The sequence below is a fragment of the Pseudomonas sp. LjRoot277 genome, from assembly GCF_964253845.1.
Taxonomy (GTDB): domain Bacteria; phylum Pseudomonadota; class Gammaproteobacteria; order Pseudomonadales; family Pseudomonadaceae; genus Aquipseudomonas.
The window spans coordinates 4,509,249-4,532,905 of the sequence record NZ_CAXURI020000001.1 but is presented as its reverse complement, the minus strand read 5'-3'; the positions used below and the strand labels follow the sequence as shown (position 1 = coordinate 4,532,905).

At 59.7% G+C, this 23,657-nt stretch carries 28 protein-coding genes; 13 read left to right on the top strand and 15 right to left on the bottom strand.

Annotated features, from left to right (window positions below; all coding sequences use genetic code 11):
* Positions 1-110 precede the first annotated feature (110 nt).
* From ACSQ87_RS21360 to trxB, 3 genes are all read right to left on the bottom strand, one after another.
* Complete coding sequence (locus ACSQ87_RS21360; RefSeq protein WP_111448957.1) at positions 111-818, bottom strand: arginyltransferase; 708 nt, start codon at positions 816-818, stop codon at positions 111-113.
* Between the two features lie 56 nt (positions 819-874).
* Positions 875-1,555, bottom strand: a complete 681-nt coding sequence (gene aat, locus ACSQ87_RS21355; protein ID WP_436274335.1) for a leucyl/phenylalanyl-tRNA--protein transferase — start codon at positions 1,553-1,555, stop codon at positions 875-877.
* A 64-nt stretch (positions 1,556-1,619) separates the two neighbouring features.
* Complete coding sequence (trxB, locus tag ACSQ87_RS21350; protein WP_223430570.1) at positions 1,620-2,579, bottom strand: thioredoxin-disulfide reductase; 960 nt, start codon at positions 2,577-2,579, stop codon at positions 1,620-1,622.
* 38 nt (positions 2,580-2,617) lie between these two features.
* On the opposite strand from trxB, the gene ACSQ87_RS21345 reads away from it, so the two are divergent.
* The 7 genes from ACSQ87_RS21345 to cysG all read left to right on the top strand — a co-directional run bounded on the left by ACSQ87_RS21345 (position 2,618) and on the right by cysG (position 10,539).
* Complete coding sequence (locus ACSQ87_RS21345; protein ID WP_150656275.1) at positions 2,618-2,890, top strand: hypothetical protein; 273 nt, start codon at positions 2,618-2,620, stop codon at positions 2,888-2,890.
* A complete protein-coding gene (locus ACSQ87_RS21340) occupies positions 2,887-5,289 on the top strand; it encodes a DNA translocase FtsK (protein WP_223430569.1) in 2,403 nt (800 codons plus the stop codon). Before ACSQ87_RS21345 ends, ACSQ87_RS21340 begins: the two co-directional genes overlap by 4 nt.
* Positions 5,290-5,354: 65 nt before the next feature.
* Entirely contained in the window at positions 5,355-5,978 is a 624-nt protein-coding gene (gene lolA / locus ACSQ87_RS21335; protein WP_008154853.1) for an outer membrane lipoprotein chaperone LolA, read from the top strand.
* Positions 5,979-6,151: 173 nt separating this feature from the next.
* Entirely contained in the window at positions 6,152-7,474 is a 1,323-nt protein-coding gene (locus tag ACSQ87_RS21330; protein ID WP_046049409.1) for a replication-associated recombination protein A, read from the top strand.
* The gene (crcB, locus tag ACSQ87_RS21325; protein WP_046049410.1) at positions 7,474-7,848 is read left to right on the top strand and encodes a fluoride efflux transporter CrcB; all 375 of its coding nucleotides are present in this window, start codon (positions 7,474-7,476) and stop codon (positions 7,846-7,848) included. Before ACSQ87_RS21330 ends, crcB begins: the two co-directional genes overlap by 1 nt.
* A 15-nt stretch (positions 7,849-7,863) precedes the next feature.
* Complete coding sequence (gene serS, locus ACSQ87_RS21320) at positions 7,864-9,144, top strand: serine--tRNA ligase (protein ID WP_046049411.1); 1,281 nt, start codon at positions 7,864-7,866, stop codon at positions 9,142-9,144.
* Positions 9,145-10,539 (top strand): siroheme synthase CysG, encoded by a 1,395-nt coding sequence (gene cysG, locus ACSQ87_RS21315; protein ID WP_150656271.1) that lies wholly within the window; start codon positions 9,145-9,147, stop codon positions 10,537-10,539.
* 121 nt (positions 10,540-10,660) lie between these two features.
* Here cysG and ACSQ87_RS21310 read toward each other — a convergent pair whose 3' ends face one another.
* From ACSQ87_RS21310 to ACSQ87_RS21270, 9 genes are all read right to left on the bottom strand, one after another.
* Entirely contained in the window at positions 10,661-11,668 is a 1,008-nt protein-coding gene (locus ACSQ87_RS21310) for a glutathione S-transferase family protein (protein WP_436274334.1), read from the bottom strand.
* Between the two features lie 90 nt (positions 11,669-11,758).
* Complete coding sequence (locus tag ACSQ87_RS21305; protein ID WP_436274333.1) at positions 11,759-12,760, bottom strand: glycosyl transferase family protein; 1,002 nt, start codon at positions 12,758-12,760, stop codon at positions 11,759-11,761.
* On the bottom strand, positions 12,757-13,092 hold the full coding sequence (locus ACSQ87_RS21300) for a TusE/DsrC/DsvC family sulfur relay protein (protein ID WP_033057029.1): 336 nt from the start codon (positions 13,090-13,092) through the stop codon (positions 12,757-12,759). Before ACSQ87_RS21300 ends, ACSQ87_RS21305 begins: the two co-directional genes overlap by 4 nt.
* Positions 13,089-13,382, bottom strand: a complete 294-nt coding sequence (gene tusB / locus ACSQ87_RS21295; RefSeq protein WP_223430564.1) for a sulfurtransferase complex subunit TusB — start codon at positions 13,380-13,382, stop codon at positions 13,089-13,091. The genes ACSQ87_RS21300 and tusB overlap by 4 nt, the downstream gene beginning before the upstream one ends.
* Positions 13,382-13,744 carry a sulfurtransferase complex subunit TusC gene (tusC, locus tag ACSQ87_RS21290; protein ID WP_436274332.1) on the bottom strand — a complete coding sequence of 121 codons (363 nt, stop codon included), beginning with the start codon at positions 13,742-13,744 and terminating at the stop codon, positions 13,382-13,384. The genes tusB and tusC overlap by 1 nt, the downstream gene beginning before the upstream one ends.
* Before the next feature lies 1 nt (position 13,745).
* On the bottom strand, positions 13,746-14,138 hold the full coding sequence (gene tusD, locus ACSQ87_RS21285) for a sulfurtransferase complex subunit TusD (RefSeq protein ID WP_223430577.1): 393 nt from the start codon (positions 14,136-14,138) through the stop codon (positions 13,746-13,748).
* A gap of 211 nt (positions 14,139-14,349) precedes the next feature.
* On the bottom strand, positions 14,350-15,054 hold the full coding sequence (locus ACSQ87_RS21280) for a YoaK family protein (protein ID WP_223430563.1): 705 nt from the start codon (positions 15,052-15,054) through the stop codon (positions 14,350-14,352).
* A 35-nt stretch (positions 15,055-15,089) separates the two neighbouring features.
* Positions 15,090-15,419, bottom strand: a complete 330-nt coding sequence (locus ACSQ87_RS21275; protein ID WP_436274331.1) for a DUF6388 family protein — start codon at positions 15,417-15,419, stop codon at positions 15,090-15,092.
* Between the two features lie 20 nt (positions 15,420-15,439).
* Positions 15,440-15,688, bottom strand: coding sequence for a hypothetical protein (locus ACSQ87_RS21270; RefSeq protein WP_008154823.1), 249 nt, complete (start codon positions 15,686-15,688; stop codon positions 15,440-15,442).
* Positions 15,689-15,849: 161 nt separating this feature from the next.
* On the opposite strand from ACSQ87_RS21270, the gene ACSQ87_RS21265 reads away from it, so the two are divergent.
* The gene (locus tag ACSQ87_RS21265) at positions 15,850-16,200 is read left to right on the top strand and encodes a hypothetical protein (RefSeq protein WP_008154821.1); all 351 of its coding nucleotides are present in this window, start codon (positions 15,850-15,852) and stop codon (positions 16,198-16,200) included.
* Between the two features lie 5 nt (positions 16,201-16,205).
* Here ACSQ87_RS21265 and ACSQ87_RS21260 read toward each other — a convergent pair whose 3' ends face one another.
* Positions 16,206-16,634: a GNAT family N-acetyltransferase gene (locus ACSQ87_RS21260; protein WP_436274330.1), complete on the bottom strand. Its 429-nt coding sequence runs from the start codon at positions 16,632-16,634 to the stop codon at positions 16,206-16,208.
* 150 nt (positions 16,635-16,784) lie between these two features.
* Here ACSQ87_RS21260 and ACSQ87_RS21255 point away from each other — a divergent pair, with 150 nt between their 5' ends.
* Together ACSQ87_RS21255 and ACSQ87_RS21250 are read left to right on the top strand one after the other, a co-directional pair.
* Positions 16,785-17,222, top strand: a complete 438-nt coding sequence (locus ACSQ87_RS21255; protein ID WP_134422604.1) for a hemerythrin domain-containing protein — start codon at positions 16,785-16,787, stop codon at positions 17,220-17,222.
* 61 nt (positions 17,223-17,283) lie between these two features.
* Positions 17,284-17,877, top strand: a complete 594-nt coding sequence (locus tag ACSQ87_RS21250) for an NUDIX domain-containing protein (protein ID WP_436274329.1) — start codon at positions 17,284-17,286, stop codon at positions 17,875-17,877.
* 168 nt (positions 17,878-18,045) lie between these two features.
* Here ACSQ87_RS21250 and ACSQ87_RS21245 read toward each other — a convergent pair whose 3' ends face one another.
* Positions 18,046-18,561 (bottom strand): methylated-DNA--[protein]-cysteine S-methyltransferase, encoded by a 516-nt coding sequence (locus ACSQ87_RS21245; RefSeq protein ID WP_223430561.1) that lies wholly within the window; start codon positions 18,559-18,561, stop codon positions 18,046-18,048.
* A 150-nt stretch (positions 18,562-18,711) separates the two neighbouring features.
* On the opposite strand from ACSQ87_RS21245, the gene ggt reads away from it, so the two are divergent.
* The 3 genes from ggt (at position 18,712) to ACSQ87_RS21230 (ending at position 22,210) form a co-directional block, all read left to right on the top strand.
* The gene (gene ggt, locus ACSQ87_RS21240; protein WP_223430560.1) at positions 18,712-20,439 is read left to right on the top strand and encodes a gamma-glutamyltransferase; all 1,728 of its coding nucleotides are present in this window, start codon (positions 18,712-18,714) and stop codon (positions 20,437-20,439) included.
* A 68-nt stretch (positions 20,440-20,507) separates the two neighbouring features.
* On the top strand, positions 20,508-21,041 hold the full coding sequence (locus ACSQ87_RS21235; protein ID WP_223430559.1) for a cysteine hydrolase family protein: 534 nt from the start codon (positions 20,508-20,510) through the stop codon (positions 21,039-21,041).
* Positions 21,042-21,226: 185 nt separating this feature from the next.
* Positions 21,227-22,210 (top strand): lysozyme inhibitor LprI family protein, encoded by a 984-nt coding sequence (locus tag ACSQ87_RS21230; RefSeq protein WP_436274328.1) that lies wholly within the window; start codon positions 21,227-21,229, stop codon positions 22,208-22,210.
* Positions 22,211-22,328: 118 nt separating this feature from the next.
* Here the strand turns inward: ACSQ87_RS21230 and ACSQ87_RS21225 are convergent, their stop codons facing one another.
* Positions 22,329-23,657: a TolC family outer membrane protein gene (locus ACSQ87_RS21225; protein WP_436274327.1), complete on the bottom strand. Its 1,329-nt coding sequence runs from the start codon at positions 23,655-23,657 to the stop codon at positions 22,329-22,331.

Here is a 23,657-nt window from a genome sequence, read left to right as displayed (position 1 = left end):
CAGTAAAGCCCTCGGTGTCCAATGAATGGCCCGGTGCAACTGCGCCAGGCAAAAGCGGCGTGCATTGTGCCCGAAAAATGGGGTTTAAGCCAAGGGGTTTACGGCTCGCTCTAGTTCAGGATGACCCAGCGCTGATTAATCAGCAGTTCGATTGGGCGATATTGAGTCTTGTAACTCATTTTTTTGCAGTTTTTGATCCAGTAGCCCAGATAGACGGCTTCCAGCCCCAGACGCTGAGCCTCGGCGATTTGCCAGAGAATCGCATAACGCCCCAGGCTGCGGCGTTCTTCAGCGGGCTCGTAGAAGGTGTAAACGGCCGACAGACCGTTCGGCAGCAAATCGGTGACGGCCACCGCTACCAGTCGTCCTTCGAGGCGGAATTCGTAGAATCGGGAAAACGGCAGGTCACGTACCAGGAACGTCGCAAACTGATCGCGACTCGGCGGGTACATATCGCCATCGGCGTGACGCTGTTCGATATACCGCTGATAAAGGTCGAAATACTCTTCGCTGAACTGCGGCCTGGCAGGGCGCACCTGTAGGTCGACGTTGCGTTTGAAAATGCGTTTCTGCTGGCGGTTGGGCGAAAATTGCGCCACAGGGATGCGCGCCGGTACGCACGCATTGCAATTCTGGCAATGAGGCCGGTAAAGATGATCGCCGCTACGACGGAAACCCATTTCAGACAGGTCTGCATAGACATGCACATCCATGGGCTGACTAGGGTCGAGAAACAGGGTTGTGGCCTGCTCCTCGGGCAGATAACTGCAAGAGTGGGGCTGAGTGGCATAAAACTTCAAACGCGCCAACTCGGTCATGATCAACCCTCGGGATAAGCTTTGAATTAAGTGTAAGCCACGCGCGCAAAAGTCGCTCAGCAAACCCAGGTCGCGCGACTGGGTTGATCCAGATGCTGCGCAAGGTAGTCGGCAAACTCGCGGCGAGGAATCGCTCGGGCGCCGAGGCTGTGCAGATGGTCGGTAGGCATCTGGCAGTCGATCAGCACAAAGCCTGAGTCTTTCAGATGTCGGACCAGTGTGGCAAAGCCATATTTTGAGGCGTTGTCGGCGCGGCTGAACATGGACTCGCCGAAAAACAGCTGGCCCATCGCCAGGCCATAGAGCCCGCCGACCAGCTCGCCCTGGTCCCAGACTTCCACCGAATGGGCGTAGCCACGCCTGTGCAACTCGAGGTAGGCGTTCTGCATGGCTTCTGTAATCCAAGTGCCGTCGGCGTAATCCCGGGGCGCGGCGCAAGCGCGGATGACCGCGGCAAAATCCTGATCAAAGGTCACTTGATAGCGTTGCTGGCGCAGCAGTTTGTTCAGGCTGCGCGAGACATGCAGTTCGTCGGGACGTAGTACGGTGCGTGGATCCGGCGACCACCAGAGAATCGGCTGGCCTTCCGAGAACCACGGAAAACAGCCGTGGCGATAGGCCTGAATCAGACGATCGGCGGACAGATCCCCGCCCGCGGCCAACAGCCCGTTGGGATCGCGCATGGCTTTTTCCAGGGGCGGGAAGGTCAGGGTGTTGCGTTGTAACCAAGTCAGCATGGCATCCGGGCTTGCAGAAGGGGAGGGCAGTGATGGGCGGGTGGGCCCACCGTGAAGTGTGCCGTCAAACGACTGGAATGTCGTCGAGATACTTCTCGGCGTCCAGCGCGGCCATGCAGCCGGCCCCGGCAGAGGTTACGGCCTGGCGGTAAACGTGATCGGCTACGTCACCGGCGGCAAACACGCCCGGGATTTCGGTGCTGGTAGCGTCGCCTTCGCTGCCGCCCTTGACCAGCAGATAGCCGGCACGCATTTTCAGCTGACCCTCGAACAGGTCAGTGTTGGGTTTGTGGCCGATGGCGATGAACACGCCGGTCAGCGGCAATTCACTGGTTTCGTCAGTGTGGCTGTCCCGCAAGCGGGCGCCGGTCACACCGCTGGCATCACCCAGTACTTCATCCAGATTCTGGTTCCAGTGCAGGCGGATATTACCTTTGGCGGCTTTTTCGAAGAGCTTGTCTTGCAGAATCTTCTCCGAGCGCAACTTGTCGCGCCGGTGAATCAGGTGAACTTCCTTGGCGATATTCGACAGGTACAGCGCTTCTTCAACTGCCGTGTTGCCGCCGCCAACGACGGCGACCACCTGATTGCGGTAGAAGAAACCGTCGCACGTCGCGCAGGCCGAAACCCCTTTGCCGGCAAATGTCTCTTCCGATGGCAGACCCAGGTACTGCGCCGAGGCGCCGGTGGCGATAATCAGCGCGTCACAGGTGTAAGTGCCGCTGTCGCCGATGAGTTCGAACGGGCGCTGTTGCAACTTGGCGGTGTGGATGTGGTCGTAGACGATCTCTGTGTGAAAGCGCTCGGCGTGTTTTTGCATGCGTTCCATCAGCACCGGGCCGGTGAGGCCTTCGACATCACCGGGCCAGTTGTCGACTTCGACGGTGGTGGTGAGCTGGCCACCTGCCTGTATGCCGGTAATGACAACGGGATTAAGGTTGGCGCGAGCGGCATAAACGGCTGCGCTGTAACCGGCAGGGCCGGAACCCAGAATGATCAGGCGGGAATGCTTCGCTTCGCTCATAAAAACACCTCATAAGCCTTTGTCACAAAAGAGAATGCATGCTCAAATTGAACCGCGCGTTATGTGCTGTTGGCTATGCTACACCTTGGGTTTCAAGCATGGCATCGGACGAACAAACCCGTACAATGCCTGCCTGTTACAGTGCTTGTAATAAAATAAGCGCTGCGCGCCGTGTTTATAAAAACCGGAGCGTAGTGTTAAAAGTAGTCCCAGTTACACCTGTTATCTTTTTTGCCTGCCTGGATTGGGCAGTTTTTTATAGTCAATCAACAGATGGACGCGCCACAGGCGCAGGAAAAGAAGCGTTTTGAAGAAATCCACCGCAGCACCAAAAACAGTCGTTCCGCTCTGGCGCCAGCAATTGCACTACCGGCTCAAGGAAGGTGCATTGATCGCCATCGGCGGCTTGTGCCTGTTCCTGATGATGGCCTTGTTGACCTACGGCAAGGACGATCCGGGCTGGAGTCATAACAGCAAGATCGACGATGTGCAGAACTTCGGCGGACCGGTCGGCTCCTACAGCGCCGATATCCTGTTCATGGTGTTGGGTTACTTCGCCTACATCTTCCCGCTGTTGCTGGCGATCAAGGCTTATCAAATCTTCCGTCAACGCCACGAACAGTGGGAGTGGAGCGGCTGGCTGTTCTCCTGGCGCCTGATCGGCCTGGTGTTTCTGGTGCTGTCGGGCGCGGCCCTGGCCCATATTCATTTTCACGCCGCGACCGGTCTGCCGGCCGGCGCTGGCGGCGCGCTAGGCGAAAGCCTTGGCGATCTGGCCAGGAACGCCCTGAATATCCAGGGCAGTACGCTGTTGTTCATCGCGTTGTTCCTGTTCGGCCTGACGGTGTTCACCGACCTGTCGTGGTTCAAAGTGATGGACCTCACCGGCAAGATCACCCTCGACCTGTTCGAATTGTTCCAGGGTGCGGCCAATCGCTGGTGGGCGGCCCGTGTCGAGCGCAAACAATTGGTTGCGCAGTTGCGTGAAGTCGATGATCGCGTGCATGACGTGGTCGCGCCGACCGTCACCGACAAACGCGAGCAGGCCAAGGTCAAGGAGCGCCTGATCGAACGCGAGCAAGCCTTGAGCAAGCACATGTCGGACCGCGAGAAGCAGGTGCCGCCGGTTATTGCGCCAGCTCCGCCCAAACCTGCGGCTCCCAGCAAGCGCGTGGAAAAAGAGAAACAGGCGCCATTGTTCGTCGACAGCGCCGTCGAAGGCACCTTGCCGCCGATCTCGATACTCGACCCGGCAGAGAAGAAACAACTCAATTACTCGCCTGAATCCCTGGCGGCCGTCGGCCACTTGCTGGAAATCAAGCTCAAGGAATTCGGTGTCGAAGTCTCGGTGGATTCGATTCACCCGGGCCCGGTGATTACCCGTTACGAAATCCAGCCAGCGGCCGGCGTCAAGGTCAGCCGCATCTCCAACCTGGCGAAAGACCTGGCACGTTCCCTGGCCGTGACCAGCGTGCGCGTGGTGGAAGTGATTCCCGGCAAGACCACCGTCGGTATCGAGATTCCTAACGAAGACCGGCAGATCGTGCGTTTCTCCGAAGTGCTGTCGACCCCCGAGTACGACAACTTCAAGTCGCCGGTTACCTTGGCACTGGGTCACGACATTGGTGGCAAGCCGGTCATCACCGACCTGGCGAAAATGCCTCACTTGCTGGTAGCCGGTACGACCGGTTCCGGTAAATCGGTGGGCGTGAACGCGATGATCCTGTCGATCCTGTTCAAGTCCGGCCCGGAAGACGCCAAGCTGATCATGATCGACCCGAAAATGCTTGAGCTGTCGATCTATGAAGGCATTCCGCACCTGTTGTGCCCGGTCGTGACCGACATGAAGGACGCCGCCAACGCCCTGCGCTGGAGCGTGGCGGAGATGGAGCGTCGCTACAAGCTGATGGCGAAAATGGGCGTGCGTAACCTGTCGGGCTTCAATGCCAAGGTCAAGGAAGCCGAGGACGCCGGTACGCCGTTGACCGATCCGTTGTACAAGCGCGAAAGCATTCACGACGAAGCGCCGCTGCTGACCAAGCTGCCGACGATTGTCGTGGTGGTGGACGAATTCGCCGACATGATGATGATCGTCGGCAAGAAGGTTGAAGAACTGATCGCCCGTATCGCCCAGAAGGCGCGTGCGGCCGGTATCCACTTGATTCTGGCGACCCAGCGGCCGTCGGTTGATGTGATCACCGGTCTGATCAAGGCCAACATTCCGACGCGTATGGCGTTCCAGGTGTCGAGCAAGATCGACTCCCGGACCATCATCGACCAGGGCGGCGCCGAACAACTGTTGGGCCACGGTGACATGCTTTACATGCCGCCGGGCACCAGTCTGCCGATCCGTGTCCACGGTGCCTTTGTGTCCGATGACGAGGTTCATCGGGTGGTCGAAGCCTGGAAACTGCGCGGCGCGCCGGAATACAACGACGAGATTCTCGCCGGTGTCGAAGAGCCGGGCAGTGGCTTTGAAGGCGGCAGCGGTGGCGACGAAGACAGTGAATCCGACGCGCTCTACGACGAAGCGGTGCAGTTCGTACTGGAAAGCCGTCGTGCGTCCATCTCTGCGGTTCAGCGCAAGCTGAAAATCGGCTACAACCGCGCCGCGCGCATGATCGAGGCCATGGAAATGGCCGGGGTCGTGACGTCCATGAACACCAACGGTTCGCGTGAAGTCCTGGCGCCGGGCCCGGTACGCGACTGAATTGATTGACACGCGGTGGCGTAATGACGCGCCATCGCACCCCCACGAATGTTATGAGGACTCCCATGCGTCTTATCCGCATGCTGTTGCTGCCGGTTTTGGCTTTGACCACGCTCTCGGCCCACGCCGATGACAAGGACGTGGCGCGTCTGACCCAATTGCTGGAAAAATCCCAGACCCTGACCGCACGTTTCTCCCAGCTGACCCTCGACGGCAGCGGCACCCAGTTGCAGGAAACCGCGGGTGAAATGTCCTTGCAGCGTCCTGGCTTGTTTTACTGGCACACCAATGCCCCGGCGGAACAAACGATGGTCTCCGACGGCAAGAAGGTAACGTTGTGGGACCCGGACCTGGAGCAGGCCACCATCAAGAACCTCGATCAGCGCCTGACCCAGACCCCGGCGCTGCTGCTGTCTGGTGACGTGTCCAAGATCAGCCAGAGCTTCGACATCAGCGCCAAGGAAGCCGGTGGCGTGATCGACTTCACCTTGAAGCCGAAAACCAAGGACACCCTGTTCGACAGCCTGCGCCTGTCGTTCCGCAATGGCCTGGTCAACGACATGCAGATGATCGACAGCGTCGGTCAGCGTACCAACATCCTGTTCACCGGCGTGAAAGCCAACGAGCCGATCCCGGCGTCCAAGTTCAAGTTCGACATCCCCAAGGGTGCGGACGTGATCCAGGAATAAAACGCAATACCTGTAGGAGTGAGCTTTTGTGGCGAGGGAGCTTGCTCCCGCTGGGGCGCGAAGCGCCCCCAAAAATGGGACTGCTGCGCAGTCCAGCGGGAGCAAGCTCCCTCGCCACAGGATTTTCGCCACGCATGAGTACTGCGCAATAAGTGAGGTTTTAACAATACGTGATGGACCTGTTTCGCAGTGCCCCGATTGCTCAGCCCTTGGCCGCCCGTTTGCGTGCGGCCAATCTGGACGAGTACGTCGGTCAGGAACACGTGCTCGCTCGCGGCAAGCCTTTGCGCGAAGCCCTGGAGCAGGGTGCCCTGCACTCGATGATTTTCTGGGGCCCGCCGGGTGTGGGAAAAACCACACTGGCGCGGCTGCTGGCGGAAGTCTCGGATGCGCACTTCGAAACGGTTTCGGCGGTACTGGCCGGCGTGAAGGAAATCCGTCAGGCGGTGGAAATCGCCAAGCAGCAGGCCGGACAGTACGGCAAACGGACCATCCTGTTCGTCGATGAAGTGCATCGCTTCAACAAGTCCCAGCAGGATGCGTTCCTGCCGTACGTCGAAGACGGCACGCTGATTTTCATCGGCGCAACCACTGAAAACCCTTCGTTTGAACTCAACAACGCGCTGCTCTCCCGGGCGCGCGTCTACGTGCTCAAAAGCCTCGACGAAGCGGCCCTGCGCAAGTTGGTGCATCGCGCACTCACCGAAGAACGCGGGCTGGGGACGCGGCAACTGACCCTTAGCGATGAAGGTTTCCAGATGCTGCTGTCGGCCGCCGATGGCGATGGCCGGCGTCTGCTCAACCTGCTGGAAAACGCCTCGGACCTGGCTGAAGACAACAGCGAGATCGGCGTCGACCTGCTGCAAAGCCTGCTCGGTGATACCCGCCGGCGTTTCGACAAGGGCGGTGAAGCGTTTTACGACCAGATTTCCGCGCTGCATAAATCCGTGCGCGGCTCCAACCCCGATGGTGCGCTGTATTGGTTTGCACGGATGATCGACGGCGGTTGCGATCCGTTGTACCTGGCCCGGCGCGTGGTGCGTATGGCCAGCGAAGACATCGGCAACGCCGACCCGCGCGCCTTGAGCCTGTGCCTGGCGGCGTGGGAAGTGCAGGAGCGCCTCGGCAGCCCGGAAGGCGAATTGGCGGTGGCTCAGGCCATCACCTATCTGGCCTGCGCGCCGAAAAGCAATGCGGTGTACATGGGCTTCAAAGCCGCGATGCGCAGCGCCACCGAACACGGTTCGCTGGAAGTGCCGCTGCACCTGCGCAACGCGCCGACCAAGCTGATGAAGCAACTGGGTTATGGCGACGAATACCGTTACGCCCACGATGAACCGGACGCTTACGCCGCTGGCGAAGACTATTTCCCGGAAGAACTCGAGCCACAACCGTTCTATCAGCCGGTGCCGCGTGGCCTGGAGCTGAAGATTGGCGAGAAGCTCAATCACCTTGCGCAACTTGACCGCCTCAGCCCTCGGCAGCGGAGAAAATAGTGATCCCTTTGATCGTTGCCGTTTCCGTGGGCGGTATCGCCGGAACGCTTCTACGCTTTGCCACGGGGAACTGGATCAACGCTAATTGGCCGCGGCACTTCTATACCGCGACGCTGGCCGTTAATATCGTCGGCTGTTTGCTGATCGGCGTTCTATACGGTCTGTTTTTAGTACGCCCGGAGGTGCCGATTGAGGTGCGCGCCGGGTTGATGGTCGGCTTCCTCGGGGGGCTGACGACTTTTTCATCCTTTTCACTGGATACGGTGCGCCTGCTGGAAACCGGGCAAATGCCGCTGGCTTTTGTCTATGCTGCCATCAGCGTATTCGGCGGGCTGCTCGCGACCTGGGCTGGCCTGTCCTTGACCAAACTTTGATAACGAGAGACCGACATGCTCGATTCCAAACTGTTACGTAGCAACCTTCAGGACGTAGCGGACCGCCTGGCATCCCGTGGCTACACGCTGGATGTCGCGCGCATCGAAGCGCTGGAAGAACAGCGCAAGACCGTCCAGACCCGCACCGAAGCACTGCAGGCTGACCGTAATGCGCGCTCCAAATCCATCGGCCAGGCCAAGCAGCGCGGCGAAGACATCGCGCCGCTGATGGCTGACGTCGAGCGCATGGCGAACGAATTGAGCGCCGGTAAAGTCGAGCTGGACGGGATCCAGACCGATCTGGATTCAATCCTGCTCGGCATCCCGAACCTGCCGCACGAGTCCGTGCCAATCGGTGATGACGAAGACGGCAACGTTGAAGTGCGCCGCTGGGGCACCCCGACCGCGTTCGATTTCCCGGTTCAGGATCACGTGGCCCTGGGCGAGAAATTCGGCTGGCTGGACTTCGAAACCGCCGCCAAGCTGTCCGGTGCCCGTTTCGCTCTGTTGCGCGGCCCGATCGCTCGTATGCACCGCGCCCTGGCGCAGTTCATGATCAACCTGCACACCAGCGAACACGGTTACGAAGAGGCTTACACGCCTTATCTGGTTCAAGCGCCGGCGCTGCAAGGCACGGGTCAGCTGCCGAAGTTCGAAGAAGACCTGTTCAAGATCACTCGCGAAGGCGAAGCCGATCTGTACTTGATCCCGACCGCTGAAGTGTCGCTGACCAACATCGTCGCTGGCGAAATCGTCGATTCGAAACTGCTGCCGATCAAGTTCGTCGCCCACACTCCGTGCTTCCGCAGTGAAGCCGGTGCGTCGGGTCGCGATACGCGCGGGATGATCCGTCAGCACCAGTTCGACAAGGTTGAAATGGTCCAGATCGTTGAGCCGTCGACCTCGATGGAAGCGCTGGAAGGCCTGACGGCCAACGCCGAAAAAGTCCTGCAATTGCTCGAGCTGCCTTATCGCACTATTGCGCTGTGCACTGGCGACATGGGCTTCAGCGCGGTCAAGACCTACGACCTGGAAGTGTGGATCCCGAGCCAGGACAAATACCGCGAGATTTCGTCGTGCTCCAACTGCGGCGATTTCCAGGCCCGTCGCATGCAAGCGCGTTTCCGCAACCCGGAAACCGGCAAGCCTGAACTGGTGCACACCCTGAACGGTTCCGGCCTGGCGGTCGGTCGTACCCTGGTGGCGGTGCTGGAAAACTACCAGCAAGCCGACGGTTCGATCCGTGTGCCGGACGTGCTGAAACCGTACATGGGTGGCCTTGAGGTCATCGGCTAAATGGACTATCTGCCGCTGTTCCATAACCTTCGCGGCAGTCGTGTCTTGGTCGTCGGCGGGGGGGAGATTGCCTTGCGCAAATCCCGCCTGCTGGCCGAAGCCGGTGCGCTGCTGCGGGTGGTCGCACCTGAAATCGAACCGCAACTGCGCGAACTGGTTGCCGGCAGTGGTGGAGAGTGTTTAGTCCGAGGTTACGTTGAATCGGACCTGGACGGTTGCGGGCTGATCATCGCCGCCACCGACGACGAACCGCTGAACGCACAAGTCTCCGCTGATGCCCATCGGCGTTGTGTGCCGGTCAATGTGGTGGACGCGCCAGCCCTGTGCAGCGTGATTTTCCCGGCGATCGTCGACCGTTCTCCTTTGATTATTGCGGTCTCCAGCGGCGGCGATGCGCCGGTGCTGGCGCGGTTGATTCGGGCCAAACTGGAAACCTGGATTCCTTCCACCTACGGTCAACTGGCCGGCCTGGCAGCGCGGTTCCGCAGTCAGGTCAAACGCCTGTTTCCGGATGTGCAGCAGCGTCGGGCGTTCTGGGAAGATGTGTTCCAGGGGCCGATTGCCGACCGGCAACTGGCCGGGCAGGGCGCCGAAGCCGAGCGTTTGATGCTGGCGAAAATTGCCGGTGAAGCACCGAATGCAACGGGCGAAGTCTATTTGGTGGGCGCCGGCCCGGGTGATCCCGACCTGTTGACGTTCCGTGCCTTGCGTCTGATGCAGCAAGCCGATGTGGTGCTGTATGACCGCTTGGTGGCGCCCGCAATTCTGGATTTGTGCCGTCGCGATGCCGAGCGGATTTACGTCGGCAAGCGTCGCGCCGATCACGCCGTGCCGCAGGATCAGATCAACCAGCAATTGGTGGATTTGGCCAAGCAAGGCAAGCGGGTCGTGCGGTTGAAGGGCGGTGATCCGTTCATCTTCGGTCGCGGCGGTGAAGAGATCGAAGAACTGGCGGCCCATGGCATCCCGTTCCAGGTGGTACCGGGTATCACCGCGGCCAGCGGTTGCGCGGCGTATGCCGGGATTCCGCTGACGCACCGCGACTACGCGCAGTCAGTGCGTTTTGTCACTGGGCACCTCAAGGACGGTTCCACCGATTTGCCGTGGGCCGACCTGGTCGCGCCGGCGCAAACCCTGGTGTTTTACATGGGGCTGGTGGGCTTGCCGATCATCTGCGAGCAGTTGATCAAACATGGTCGCGCAGCAGATACGCCCGCGGCGTTGATCCAGCAGGGCACCACCGTCAATCAGCGGGTGTTTACCGGCACCTTGGCGGATTTGCCAAGTCTGGTGGCGGAGCATGAAGTGCATGCGCCGACGCTGGTGATCGTTGGGGAAGTGGTGCAATTGCGCGAGAAACTGGCGTGGTTCGAGGGCGCTCAGGCGCAGGTCTAGAGACCGAGTCGCCTCCTTCGCGAGCAAGCCCGCTCCCACATTTGATTTGTGTCGTTCACAAATCCCCTGTGGGAGCGGGCTTGCTCGCGAAGGGGCCTTCAAAACCACCAAATGCTTAGGATCAAACCTGGTTCTTGCGCCAAACCCCTTTCCCGCTCAACCGCTCGCGATCATGCGGCGCTGTGAATTCCTGCGCCGGCCCTTTCGGCACAATCCCGGTCGGATTGATGGTCTTGTGGCTGCCATAGTAGTGATTCTTGATGTGCTCAAAATCCACCGTCTCGGCAATCCCCGGCCACTGATAAATCTCCCGCAGCCAATTCGACAGGTTCGGATAATCGGCAATCCGCCGCAGGTTGCACTTGAAGTGGCCGTGATACACGGCGTCAAAGCGAATCAACGTGGTGAACAGCCGAATATCAGCTTCAGTCAGGTATTCGCCGGTCAGGTAACGATTGGCGCCCAACAGCTGTTCCAGCCAATCAAGCTCCTCGAACAACCCGTCGAACGCTTCTTCATAAGCTTTCTGCGACGTGGCAAATCCTGCGCGATACACGCCATTGTTCACCGCCGGATAAATCCGTTCGTTCAGCGCGTCGATCTCGCCCCGCAGCGGCGCCGGGTAGAAGTCCAGGTCATTGCCCGTCAAATCATCGTAGGCGCTATTGAACATGCGGATGATCTCCGCCGATTCATTGTTGACGATGCGATTTTGCTGTTTGTCCCAGAGCACCGGCACGGTGACGCGGCCGGTGTAGTCGGCGGTATCGGCGGTGTAGCGCTGGTGCATGAAATTGAAGTGATCGAGCTTGTCCCCGGTCGATCCGAGGTTCTGATCGAAGGTCCAGCCGTTTTCCAGCATCAGCCAACTGACCACTGAGACGTCGATGAGGCTGTCGAGGCCTTTGAGTTTGCGCAGGATCAGCGTGCGGTGAGCCCATGGACAGGCGAGGGACACGTAGAGGTGATAACGATCGGCCTCGGCTGCAAAGCCACCGACACCGGTCGGGCCAGGCTTGCCGTCGGCGGTCAGCCAGTTACGACGCTGCGCTTGTTCACGCTGGAACGTACCGTCCTTGCCGCTTTCGTACCACTGGTCATGCCAGCGACCTTCAACTAACAAACCCATGTTCAAGACTCCTCAACCAATAAGCGTTGGAGAGGAGTCTATTCGCATAGGTTCGATAAAAAAGCGCAAAGGTTGGGCGCTTATGATCGGTTAAATCGATTTGTTCCGAGCGTCCCAGTACTGCTGGGCGGTTTCGAAGGCGTGTTCACGGGTTTGGCCGAGGCCGCGCAAGGCCAGGGCCATGGTCGAAATCAACGCCATTTGCGGATAGCTGTCGACCACATCGCCACGCCACACGGCTTTTAAATGCTCGGGATCGAGCGTGGCCGGTTTGACGTGCCGTTGAGCCGACAGCTGCGGCCATTCCTCGTCCCAGCTTTCGCCGCCAGTGGTGCCGTACAAGTGACTGTCGGCATCCGGGTTGATCTCGATCTCGCCGCCGTCGCCTTTCACCACGATCGCGGTATCGCCGAGCAAACCGCTGGCATCGCGATGCACCGCCTGGTAACCGGGATGGAAAATGCTTTGCAGGCCACAGCGAGCGCCCAACGGATTGAGAATCCGCGTCAGGGAATGGATTGGCGAACGCAGGCCCAATGTATTGCGCAGGTCGATCATGCGCTGAAGTTGGGGCGCCCAATCGACCAGCGGCATGAAGGCCAGGCCACCGTTATCGAGTGCCTCGCCGACCTGCTGCCAGTCGCGACACAACGGAATCTTCAACTCATCCAGCAATTGCTCGCTATAGAGCCGACCCGCCGTGTGCGCGCCGCCGCCATGCATGAAGACGCGCACGCCATTTTGCGCCAGGCACTTGGCCGCCAGCAGATACCACGGCAGATGACGCTTCTTGCCGGCGTAGGTTGGCCAGTCCAGATCGACATTTAATGCCGGTGTCTGCAAACGTTCGCGCAACGCTTCGGTAAAACCTGCCATCTCCTCAGCGCTTTCTTCCTTGTGCCGCAACAGCATCAGGAATGCGCCGAGCTGGGTGTCTTCGACCTTGTGGTCGAGCACCATGCCCATCGCTTCGCGGGCTTCCTCGCGGGTCAAGTCGCGGGCGCCGCGCTTGCCTTTGCCGAGGATGCGCACGAACTGGGCGAACGGGTGTTCGGCGGGTGTTTCGAGGGTCAGCGCTGGGTAGTCGGTCATAAGCAATTCGTCGGTTTGGGCAGGCCCGCCAGTTTCGCGGCGAGTTTGGCAGGGGTGCCTTTGAACAGTCGGTTCAGGTGCAGGCTGTTGCCCTTGTCCGGGCCCAGCTTCAGCGCGGTGTACTTGATCAGCGGACGAGTGGCCGGCGACAACTGGAATTCGGCATAGAAACTGCGCAGCAGTTCGAGGATTTCCCAGTGTTCGGGGCTCAACTCGATGTCTTCGGCGGCGGCCAGGGCGCTGGCCACCTCAAAGGACCAGTCGCTCAGTTCTACCAGGAAACCGTCCTTGTCCAACTCGATGGCGCGTGCGCCGACCGTCAGGGAGTTCATAGCCAACTGTTGACCTTGTCGTAGTGAATCGACAGCTCGACAAAGGCCGGGTAATCGATGGCCTTGGCCGTGTCAGGAATCTCCAGCGCGCGAGCCTGGGCGTCTTCGGCCAGTACCAACAGTTTCAGATTGCGGGCGTTCAGCGCATTGAACGGCGCAGTGCCTGGTTGCAACGCATAAACCGCGTCGCCGGTCAGCAGCAGCGCATCGTCAGCGCCCATCAAGCGCAGGCAACTGGTCAGGCGATCGTCGCCGAACGGGGAATGAGACAACACATGCAAAGTCGACATCAGAGGGTGATCACCTGGTCGTAACGGTCAATAAGTGCGGTGATTTCGTGAGCGGTCAGCACCTGGGCTTCTTCCAGCGATAAACCGGCCGGGTCCAGCCCCCGTTCTGCAGCGCTGTCGCCACAGACAAACAGCTCATCGACACCGAACATCGGCAAGGCTTGCAGGTTGGCGCTCAGGTCTTTCTGCTGGAGGGCCTTGGCATCCTGTTTCGCGGCGAGCTGGAACACCCCGTCATCGAGAAACAGCAGGCCGATCGGCAGATCAAAGGCGCCGCCGGCCAGCACGATATCCAGCGCTTCCCGCGCACTTGGCCCGGACCAGGGCGCCTGACGGCTGATAATCAGCAAGGATTTAGCCATCTCACGCGCCTCCGAAACAGATCAGGCGGTCAGCATCCTGCACCGCGTCATGCAACTGGCCCAGACCAGACAATTCCCACGGCGCGCCCACCGCAACGGCTTCACGCTGATAGCGCCCGGCTTCTTCTTCGTTCAACACGCCACGACGCAGGGCGGCCGCGATGCACACGACGCCGTCCAGTTGATGTTCGGTGACGAAGTTGCGCCATTGCTTGGGCAAGTCCTGTTCATCCTGCGGCGTGACCACGCTTGCGGAGGCGTTGTAGACGCCGTCCTGATAGAAAAACAGCCGGACAATCTCATGCCCGCCGGCCAGCGCGGCCTGGGCGAACAGCAAGGCGCGGCGCGAGGAGGGCGCATGGGCGGCGGAAAACAGCGCGATGGCGAACTTCATGACGGACTCGATCAGTAAAACTGCGGCCATGATAAAGCTTTATCGCCGGGGCGGCGAAGGGCGTTTTCCTCAAGACCGAGTCGCCGCCTTCGCGAGCAAGTCGAATCGTCGCACCGCCGCTCCCACATTTGACCGAGTTCTACCAAATGGAATGCGATTCAATGTGGGAGCGGGCTTGCTCGCGAAGGCGGCCTGACAGACACCACCCAATTCAGCGCGGCATATAACCCAACTGCCAGCGCCGTGGGATTTTTAGCGACAGCAGCCCGACCGCGCCGGCCAGCAGACCGCTGACAAACAACGCCCTGAGCCCAAAATGATGTTCCAGCACTGCGCCGAGTACCGCGCCGGCAAACATTCCGGTCCAGGGGATCAGTTGCACGCGCCAACCGTTGCGCCGTTCGCCGAGCATCCAGCGTCCCAGGCCACGGCCGAAGCGCGACAGGGCGCCGGTGACGTAGGTCAGGCCGACCGGCAGGCCGTTCACTTCTTCAACGGCGGCATTGAGCATGCCCATGGCGATGATCGCCGCCAGCAGCGCTGGCAATTGCGCGTCGTAGGGCCAGGCAGCGGCGCCGCAGAGCAGCGTGGCGATGCACAGCAGCAAGGGCAGCGCCCGACGGCCGCCGAGGCGACTGACGACAATCCCCAAGGCGTTGCCGACGATGAAGGTGCCGACGAGGATCACCAGGCGCAAGGTCAGGCCCAGGTCGCCGTCGCTGATGGCGACGGCGAGGCGGGTGGTGTTGCCGCTCATGAACGAGACGAAATCGCCGCTGGCCATGAAGCCAATGGCGTCGGTCATGCCCGCGAGCACCGAGAGGCTGGCCACCAGCGACATGCCGATGCGTCCGCGCCATTTGCGGGTATGCAGATGGCCTGGGCTCGCGCGGTCAGTGGAGAGGGATGGCAACATCAGCGAAGGTCGTCCTCAGGCAGCGACCGGCATGGTCACTTACTCAATCCATATAACTCGCAATACTCCAGCCAGTCCATGCCGGCCATCTCGGCCACTTCCTTGTGCACTTCCAGGCGCTGTGCCTGATAGTCCTCGGGCGTCGCGGCGGTCAGTTGCAGCGTCAGCTCCCAGGCAAACAATCCCAGGCGCTCGGCCTCGGCTTCGAAGGCTTCATGCAAGCGCTCCTCGCGGTACTGCGCCGCGGTCTCGCCCTTGGCCTGAGCCAACAGCGGGTTGAGGTTGTCGAGTTCGTGGCGCAGTTCAGGGCGCTCATCGAGAAACTTCTTCAGCGCTTGCTCGTGTTGCTGTTCGGTTGCCGCCATGGTCGCTCCTTGAGGCTGGGTTACGAAGACTGCTTCTTGCTGGCCTTGGCCGCTGCTGCCAGGCATTCGAGGGCAAACTGCTCGGGATACGTCATTTGAATCGGCGTGGTTTCACCTTTGACGGTTCTTTCGCCGTCGAGGATGTAACGAATCCGCTTGTCGGTGACGCCAATTCGCTTGGCAATCCAGGACGGCGTCTGACCGATCTGGCTGATCAGCTTGTCGGCATATTCAGCGGTCGGTTTGTAATATTCGGCGTTGGGTGTCATGGCCTTTCCAAAAAATGAGCCCGGAAAAACGGGCGATGCGGTGTTAATGGCGCGACAGGGTGCGCGAATCGTCACTCGGTGTCGCGGTATAAATGAAGTAAAGCAGAACGATACGCCGTGCCGCGGTGATACAGTCCGCTTTTTCTTGATGAGCGAACGCAATGCGAATTCTGATGGTGGCGCTGGCCGTAACGTTGCTGGCGGGATGCGCGGGCTCGGCGATGAACGACGCCCGCACGGGAACCCCGTACAAAACCCTGACGTCGGACAAACCGGAAAAAGTCGTCGCCCAGTGTGTGCAGTTTTCCTGGCAGGATGAGGCTGTGTTCGGTGTCGATGCTGGCGCGTATTTGCAGCCTGGCGAGAAGGGCGGCACCACCGTTTACACGCGCTCGGCGGAGTCCTTTGTGGACGTGAAGACTGACGCTTCCGCCACCGTGCTGAATTATTACGCGCAGCATGACGACTTTGTCGCCAAGCGCCGACTGGCGGCGTTGGCGACCTGTTTGTAAGTCGTTCAGCTATTGATCAGGCGCTTCTGGAAAAAGAAGCGCTTGTGGCCCGGCGGGTAGTCAGCAATCTGGCCTAACTCGCTGTAGCCGAGCTTCCTGTAGAACTCCGGCGCCTGGAAGTCGAAGGTGTCGAGCCAGATTCCGATGCATTCCTTTTCCCGTGCCAGGTCTTCAGCCATCTGCATCAGCTTCGTACCCATGCCCTGTCCCCGGGCTTGCTCCGGTACCGACAGCAGGTCGATGTACATCCATTGGTAAAACACTCGACCGTGAAGCCCACCGAGAATCTCGCCGCTTTCGTCACGTACCAGCAAGGCAATGGGCTCCTGAGTCGAGACGCCGGCTTTTGCGGCGTTATAGGCGCGCAACGGCAGCAGGATCGCCTGGCGCTCTTCATCCGTGGGGTTTTGCGACCGTTCTATTCGCAGGGTCATCAGCTATTTCCTTATGGCCGGGGTGGAAAACATTTCCAAGCCTATCGCGGCAACGGGTCGTTGTTCCAGCTCTCAGGTGGAACCGTCGTTCGCGCGCAGATGTCTAGCCTAAACAGCGTCATTCCAGAACGCGGCCTATGAGGACTATCCGTGAATATTTTCGAAGCCTTGCGCGAAAGCCACGACCGCCAACGCACCTACGCCGATGCACTGATCCAGACCAGCGGCGACACCCCCGAGCGGGTCGAGGCTTACAAGCAACTCAAGTCCGAACTTCAGGCCCACGAAACCGCTGAAGAGCGCCACTTCTACATCCCGCTAATGGAGTTTGATAATGGCGTCGACCTCAGCCGCCATGCCATTTCAGAACATCACGAGATGGACGAAATGATGGAGGAACTGGACGAGACCGAGATGTCCAGCCCGGCCTGGCTGGCGGTCGCGAAGAAGCTCGCCGAGAAGGTTAATCACCATCTGGAAGAGGAAGAGCAGAAGTTCTTCCAGATGGCCGGCAAGCTACTCGACGACAAACAGAAAGAGACGCTGGCGGGTCAGTATGAGAAGGAATACAAGGCTCAACTGTCTTAGCGCCAGGCTTTCGTTTTCGCCTAACATGTGCACCTTCTGATGAAAAAAGGGATGCGTTGTCATGTCGAACACAGCCGAACGGGTCAACCTCATCGAGTCTCAGGTGTTGTCCCACGACTGGTACTTGCTCAAGAAAATCACCTTCGATTACCAGCGCAACAACGGAGAATGGCAACGCCAGACCCGCGAGGTCTATGACCGTGGCAACGGTGCGGCGATCCTGCTGTTCAACCGTGAAAAGAAAACCGTCGTGCTGACCCGGCAATTCCGATTGCCGGTGTTCGTCAACGGCCACGATGGGTTGCTGATCGAAGTCGCGGCGGGGCTGCTCGAAGGTGCGGCGCCTGAAGAGCGCATCCGCGAAGAAGCGGAGGAAGAAACCGGTTATCGCGTGCACCACGTGCACAAGGTGTTCGAAGCCTATATGAGCCCCGGCTCAGTGACCGAAAAGCTGCACTTCTTCATCGCTGAGTACGATGCCGCTTCGAAGGTCAGCGAGGGCGGCGGACTGGAGGAGGAGACCGAGGAACTGGAAGTGCTGGAGTGGCCGTTCGATGACGCGCTTGAGGCGTTTTATCGCGGGGAGATCTGCGATGCGAAGACCATCATGTTGCTGCAGTATGCAGCGATGAAAAACATCTTCGTCGCGGGCTAATCAATGTAGCAGCTGTCGAGCTTGCGAGGCTGCGTCCGGCTGCGCAGCAGTCGTAAAACCATTCACTGCGCTGTTCCGGATAAACCGTGGCGCCTGAATTTGCGACTGCTGCGCAGTCGGACGCAGCCTCGCAGGCTCGACAGCTGCTACAGGTCGCGTTACGCCTGATCAGAACAAATCGCCCGTCCTGTTAACCCCTGACCATTCGCAACCTTCCAGCGTCAGCAGCTGCTCCTTCGCCTCAAGTCCACCGGCAAACCCCGTCAACTTCCCCGAAGCGCCAATCACCCGATGACATGGCGCAACAATCGATATCGGGTTCTTGCCATTCGCCGCGCCCACCGCCCTCACTGCACCGGGATTGCCGATCTGCCGGGCTATCTCGCTATAACTGCGGGTCTCGCCAAACGGAATGGTCAGCAGCGCTGCCCAGACCTTCTTCTGAAATTCCGTCCCGGCAAAATCCAGTTCCAGGTCGAAACGATTGCGCGAGCCCGCAAAGTATTCCCGCAGCTGCTGAGCGGTGCGCATCAGGATCGGATTATCCGGCGCCTCACGCATCGGCCCAAGCCGCACCCGCTCGGGTTTGTCGTTTTCCCAGAGGATGGCTGCCAGTCGTGAGCCGTTCGCGACCAGCTTCAACTCGCCCACCGGCGTGGCGAGGGTGATGAAGGTGTAACTCATGCCGGTGGACTCCGTAAAAGTGCTGAGCAGAGGCCAAGCATACTGCCTCGACGGGGAGGCACAATACGCAATCCCAGCCATACTTGCCTCTGCTCTTGAGGCCTTCCCTCTGTTTTTTTACAGAGCCTAAAAACAAAAAGAGACCGACTCATGAAGTTCGAACCTTTTGCCAAATCGCTGATTGCGACCTCATTGGCGCTCAGCTGCCTCAGTGCTTACGCGGCCTCCGTGGCGCCGGTTGCAGCCGAAAACGGCATGGTCGTCACCGCCCAGCATCTGGCCAGTCACGTGGGCGTCGATGTGCTCAAGAATGGCGGCAACGCCGTCGATGCCGCGGTAGCGGTCGGTTATGCGCTGGCGGTGGTTTATCCCGCGGCGGGCAACCTGGGTGGCGGCGGTTTCATGACCATTCAATTGGCCGACGGGCGCAAAACCTTCCTCGACTTCCGCGAAAAAGCTCCGCTGGCCGCCACCGCCAACATGTACCTCGACAAGGAGGGCAATGTCGTCCCTGACCTGAGCACCCGTGGCCATCTGGCCGTTGGCGTGCCGGGCACCGTGTCCGGCATGGAACTGGCGCTGAAGAAATACGGCACCAAACCGCGCAAGGAAGTGATCGCCCCGGCCATCAAGCTCGCCGAAGACGGCTTTGTGCTGGAGCAGGGCGATGTCGAGTTGCTGGAAATCGCCACTGACGTGTTCAAGAAGGACATCAAGGATTCCGGTGCGATCTTCCTGAGCAACGGCGAGCCGATGCAGGTCGGTCAGAAACTGGTGCAAAAAGACCTCGGCAAGACCCTGCGGGAAATCTCCCAGAACGGCGCCGACGGCTTCTATAAAGGCTGGGTGGCCGATGCCATCGTCACCGCCAGCCAGGCCAACAAAGGCATCATCACCCAGGCCGATCTCGACAAATACAAGACCCGCGAACTGGCCCCGATTGAATGCGATTACCGCGGCTACCACGTGGTTTCAGCGCCACCGCCAAGCTCTGGCGGCGTGGTGATTTGCGAGATCATGAACATTCTCGAAGGCTATCCGATGAAAGACCTGGGCTATCACTCGGCCCAGAGCATGCACTACCAGATCGAAGCGATGCGTCATGCTTACGTGGACCGCAACAGCTACCTGGGCGACCCGGATTTCGTGAAGAACCCGATTGCCCATCTGCTGGATAAAAACTACGCCACCAAAATCCGCACCGCCATCGACCCGCAGAAGGCCGGTGTGTCCCGCGAGCTCAAACCCGGCGTAGCGCCCCATGAAGGCAGCAACACTACTCATTACTCCATCGTCGACAAATGGGGCAACGCGGTGTCGGTGACCTACACCTTGAACGACTGGTTCGGCGCCGGCGTCATGGCCAGCAAAACCGGGGTCATCCTCAACGACGAAATGGATGACTTCACCTCGAAAATCGGCGTACCGAACTTGTACGGTCTGGTGCAAGGGGAGGCCAACGCCATCGCTCCCGGCAAGGCACCGCTGTCGTCCATGAGCCCGACCATCGTCACCAAGGACGGCAAAGTGGTGATGGTGGTCGGCACCCCCGGCGGCAGTCGCATCATCACCGCGACCTTACTGACCATACTCAACGTGATCGACTACGGCATGAACATCCAGGAAGCGGTCGATGCACCGCGTTTCCACCAGCAGTGGTTGCCGGAAGAGACCAACCTTGAGACCTTTACCACCAGTCCCGATACGGTGAAGATGCTCGAAAGTTGGGGGCACAAGTTTGCCGGGCCACAGGACGCCAACCATGTGGCGGCGATTCTGGTCGGCGCACCGTCGCTGGAAGGCAAACCGGTCGGCAAAAACCGTTTCTATGGGGCGAACGATCCGCGTCGTAATACTGGGTTATCGCTCGGTTATTGAGGGTTGTTTTTAAAAGGGGACGGATCTATTTTCGTCCCCTGATCCACTGACTTTTCAAGGACGGGACCATGGCTACCGCACTGCTGATCATCGATGTCCAGCAAGCCCTGTGCACTGGCGAGTACGCATGTTTTGAGATCAAACGCGTTATCGAGAACATCAACGACCTGAGCGCCAAGGCTCGCGCTGCCGGCATCCCGGTCATCCTCATCCAGCACGAAGAAAAGGGCGACCTGCTGCAACACGATTCCGAAGGCTGGCAACTGGCCAAAAGCCTGAAGACTTCGCCGCAAGACCTTCGCGTGCGAAAAACCAATCGAGACTCGTTCTACCGGACCCACTTGCAAGCCCAATTGCAGGATTTGGGCACCGACCGCCTGATCATCTGCGGGCTGCAAACCGACTATTGCGTCAACACCACTGTCCGCCAGGCCCTGAACCTGGGCTATGACGTAGTGCTCGCCGCCGATGCGCATTCCACCGTCGACAACGGCAACCTCGCCGCCGAAGACATCATCACCGAGCACAACGCAGACCTGGCGCACTTGACGGGGCCTGTGGCACGGATCGACGTTATCCCCACCAGCGAAATCCATATCTGAAACTACCCCGAACATGTAGCGGGGGCCCGCCCCCGTTTTGACGTGTTCACCTCGGGTCCCACCGAGCCACCGTTATAAAAATGCCCGCGCTCATGGACTTGGGCATACTGGCGCCGCCAAAAGAATGGAATCTGCCGATGCCCTCAAGGTCCTCTCGTTTCAATACCCCTTACGCTTTCCTGTTGATGCCTGTCCTCTTGTCCGCTGCTGCCCACGCCAGCAGCTTCAACTGCGACAGCGCCGTCAGTCCCAGTGAGAAGGCCATTTGCGCCGACCCCTACACGTCGGACCTTGACCGCAAACTGGGCGCACTCTGGAGTTCGACGCTGCCCAAGGTCGTCGACCCCAAGTCGCTGAAAGCGGATCAACGCCAGTGGCTGAAACAACGCAATCAATGTGCAGACAACCTCAGCTGTCTGCGCCAGCAGTACCAGATGCGCCTCGTTGAACTCGGCCACGCTGCCAAGCCGTTTACCTGGGATGCCTCCTGGCAACTGATTCCGTGGGGCGTTGCGACGGGGGCCGAGTTGAAAACCACACGCAAGGATTCAACTCACATTACGTTCGACGTTTCGGCCACGAACGGCGCCAACATGGGCGAGCTGAACGGTATCGCGACACTCGACGGCACTCAGGCGCATTACGCCGAGGGAGCCTGCACCCTGGATTTCAAAGCCATCAACGGCGTACTCGACGTTACACAGAGCGGCGACGCTGCCGATTGTGGCGCCGGCATGGGTGTGTATTACGCCGGACGTTATGTGGCGTCGGAGCAGTCTTTGGCACTGGACAACGATTTACTCAGCGTGGGGTTGGTGCGCACACGGCAGGAGGATGACGCACTGCGGCAATTACTCAAGGACGACTATCAGCGATTGCTGGCGAGTAGCAGTTCGAGGGTGACAGGCGACATGTCGGGCGACTTGCCGGAGGCGCAAGTCACGGAAATGTGGATACGCGGTTTAGGCTCGATCAACGCTGCGATCTTCGCGAGCGCACCGGATAGCCGATTTTGGTTGCTACTGGTGGTTGCCGATCAGCAAAGCCATTTGAGAGCCCGTTACTACACCAATGTGCCGGGCTGGAAAGGCCACTTGCCTGAATCTTTGAAGCATTGGTACGACGAGCGAGCGAAAGACGAGACGTTAGCGCTGGACCTGATGCCTTGAGCCGATAATGGTGGTGAGGGGCTTGCCCCCGTTGACGCTTACACGGTCCCGAAAAGAGGACGCTGTTGCGTGCCTGGGTTTTGCCGACCACGTTGTAGAAGTGCCGCGCAGGTGAACGTCAGTGGGTGACCAACAGTTCCGGGCCGAGGTAGTCGTTGATGTGGTCGATATCGTCGTCACCCAGACTGCCCACCGAAGAGGCCAGGCGCAGGCGCGACATCAAGTAGTGAAGCTTGGCCTCGAACAGATCGTGGCGCGCAACGAACAGCAGCTCTTCGGCATTGAGGACGTCCGAGTTGGTGCTGGTGCCTCCTTCTTTGAAGCCCTTGCGTGACGAAGCCAGTGAGCGTTCATTGGACTCCACTGCCTTCTCCAGCGCGTGAATACGTTGGGCGCCGCTCTGTACGCCGCGATACTCACGGGTGGTACCGGTGATGACTTCCTGGCGCGTGGCGTCGAGTTCGTCCAGGGCCTTATAGCTATTGGCACTCGCCTGGCGTGTCAACGCGCTGGTGCCGCCGCCGCTGTACAACGGGAAGTTTACTTCCAGACCGATTGAGCCGTAGCGGTTGCGTTGATTCAACTCGGAGATTGATTGGCTATCGCCCGCGGTGTAGCCGGCCACGAAATCCAGTGTTGGCCAGTGGCCGGCCTTGGCGCGCTTCACTTCTTCTTCGGCGAGGTCGCTGCTATGACGGCGCGCATGGATCAGCGGGCTGTCGGTCTGGGCTTTGACTAACCAGTCTTGCAGGTTGCTCGGTAGCAACGGTGGTGTATCGAAGCTCGGACGCAAGGTGGTCAGCGATTCGGGGGTTTCACCGATAAATTCCTCAAGCTTGCGGCGCGCGTTGACCAGGTTGTCCTGCGCTTCGATCAGCTCAACCGCGGCGAGGTCGCGACGAGCGGCCGACTCGTCGATGTCGGTAATGGTGCCGGCCCCCAACTCCATGCGCCGTTTCGCCGAGGCGAGTTGCTCGTCGAAGGCTTTCAGTTTGGACGTGGCAAGGGTGATGGTTTCGCTGGCCAGGAGCACGTCGAAATAGCTTTCAGCCAGGCGCACTGCGGTGTCCTGACTCTTGGCATCGAACACCGCGACACTGTAGTCGGCACGCTGCTTGCCCTGGCGGTACTCGGCCATCTTCTGTTTGTTGAACAGCGGTTGGCGCAGGCGCACGTTAGCGCCCTTGGAGGTGTAGTCGAGATCTCTTTCGACGCCGCTCTGGCGTTGGGTGCCATTGACCTTGTTGTCGTAGGCCGAGGCATTGATCTGCGGTAGCAGGCCGGCCATGCCGATGTCGCGGTTTTGCGCGCCGGCCTCTTTTTCATGCACGGCGGCGCGATAGACGGGGCCTTGGTACTGCAACAGATCCCAGGCTTGTTTGAGGTCCATGGCGCTGGTCGGGAGGGACAGCGACAGCAGGCAGAAGTACAGGCAATGACGGACCAT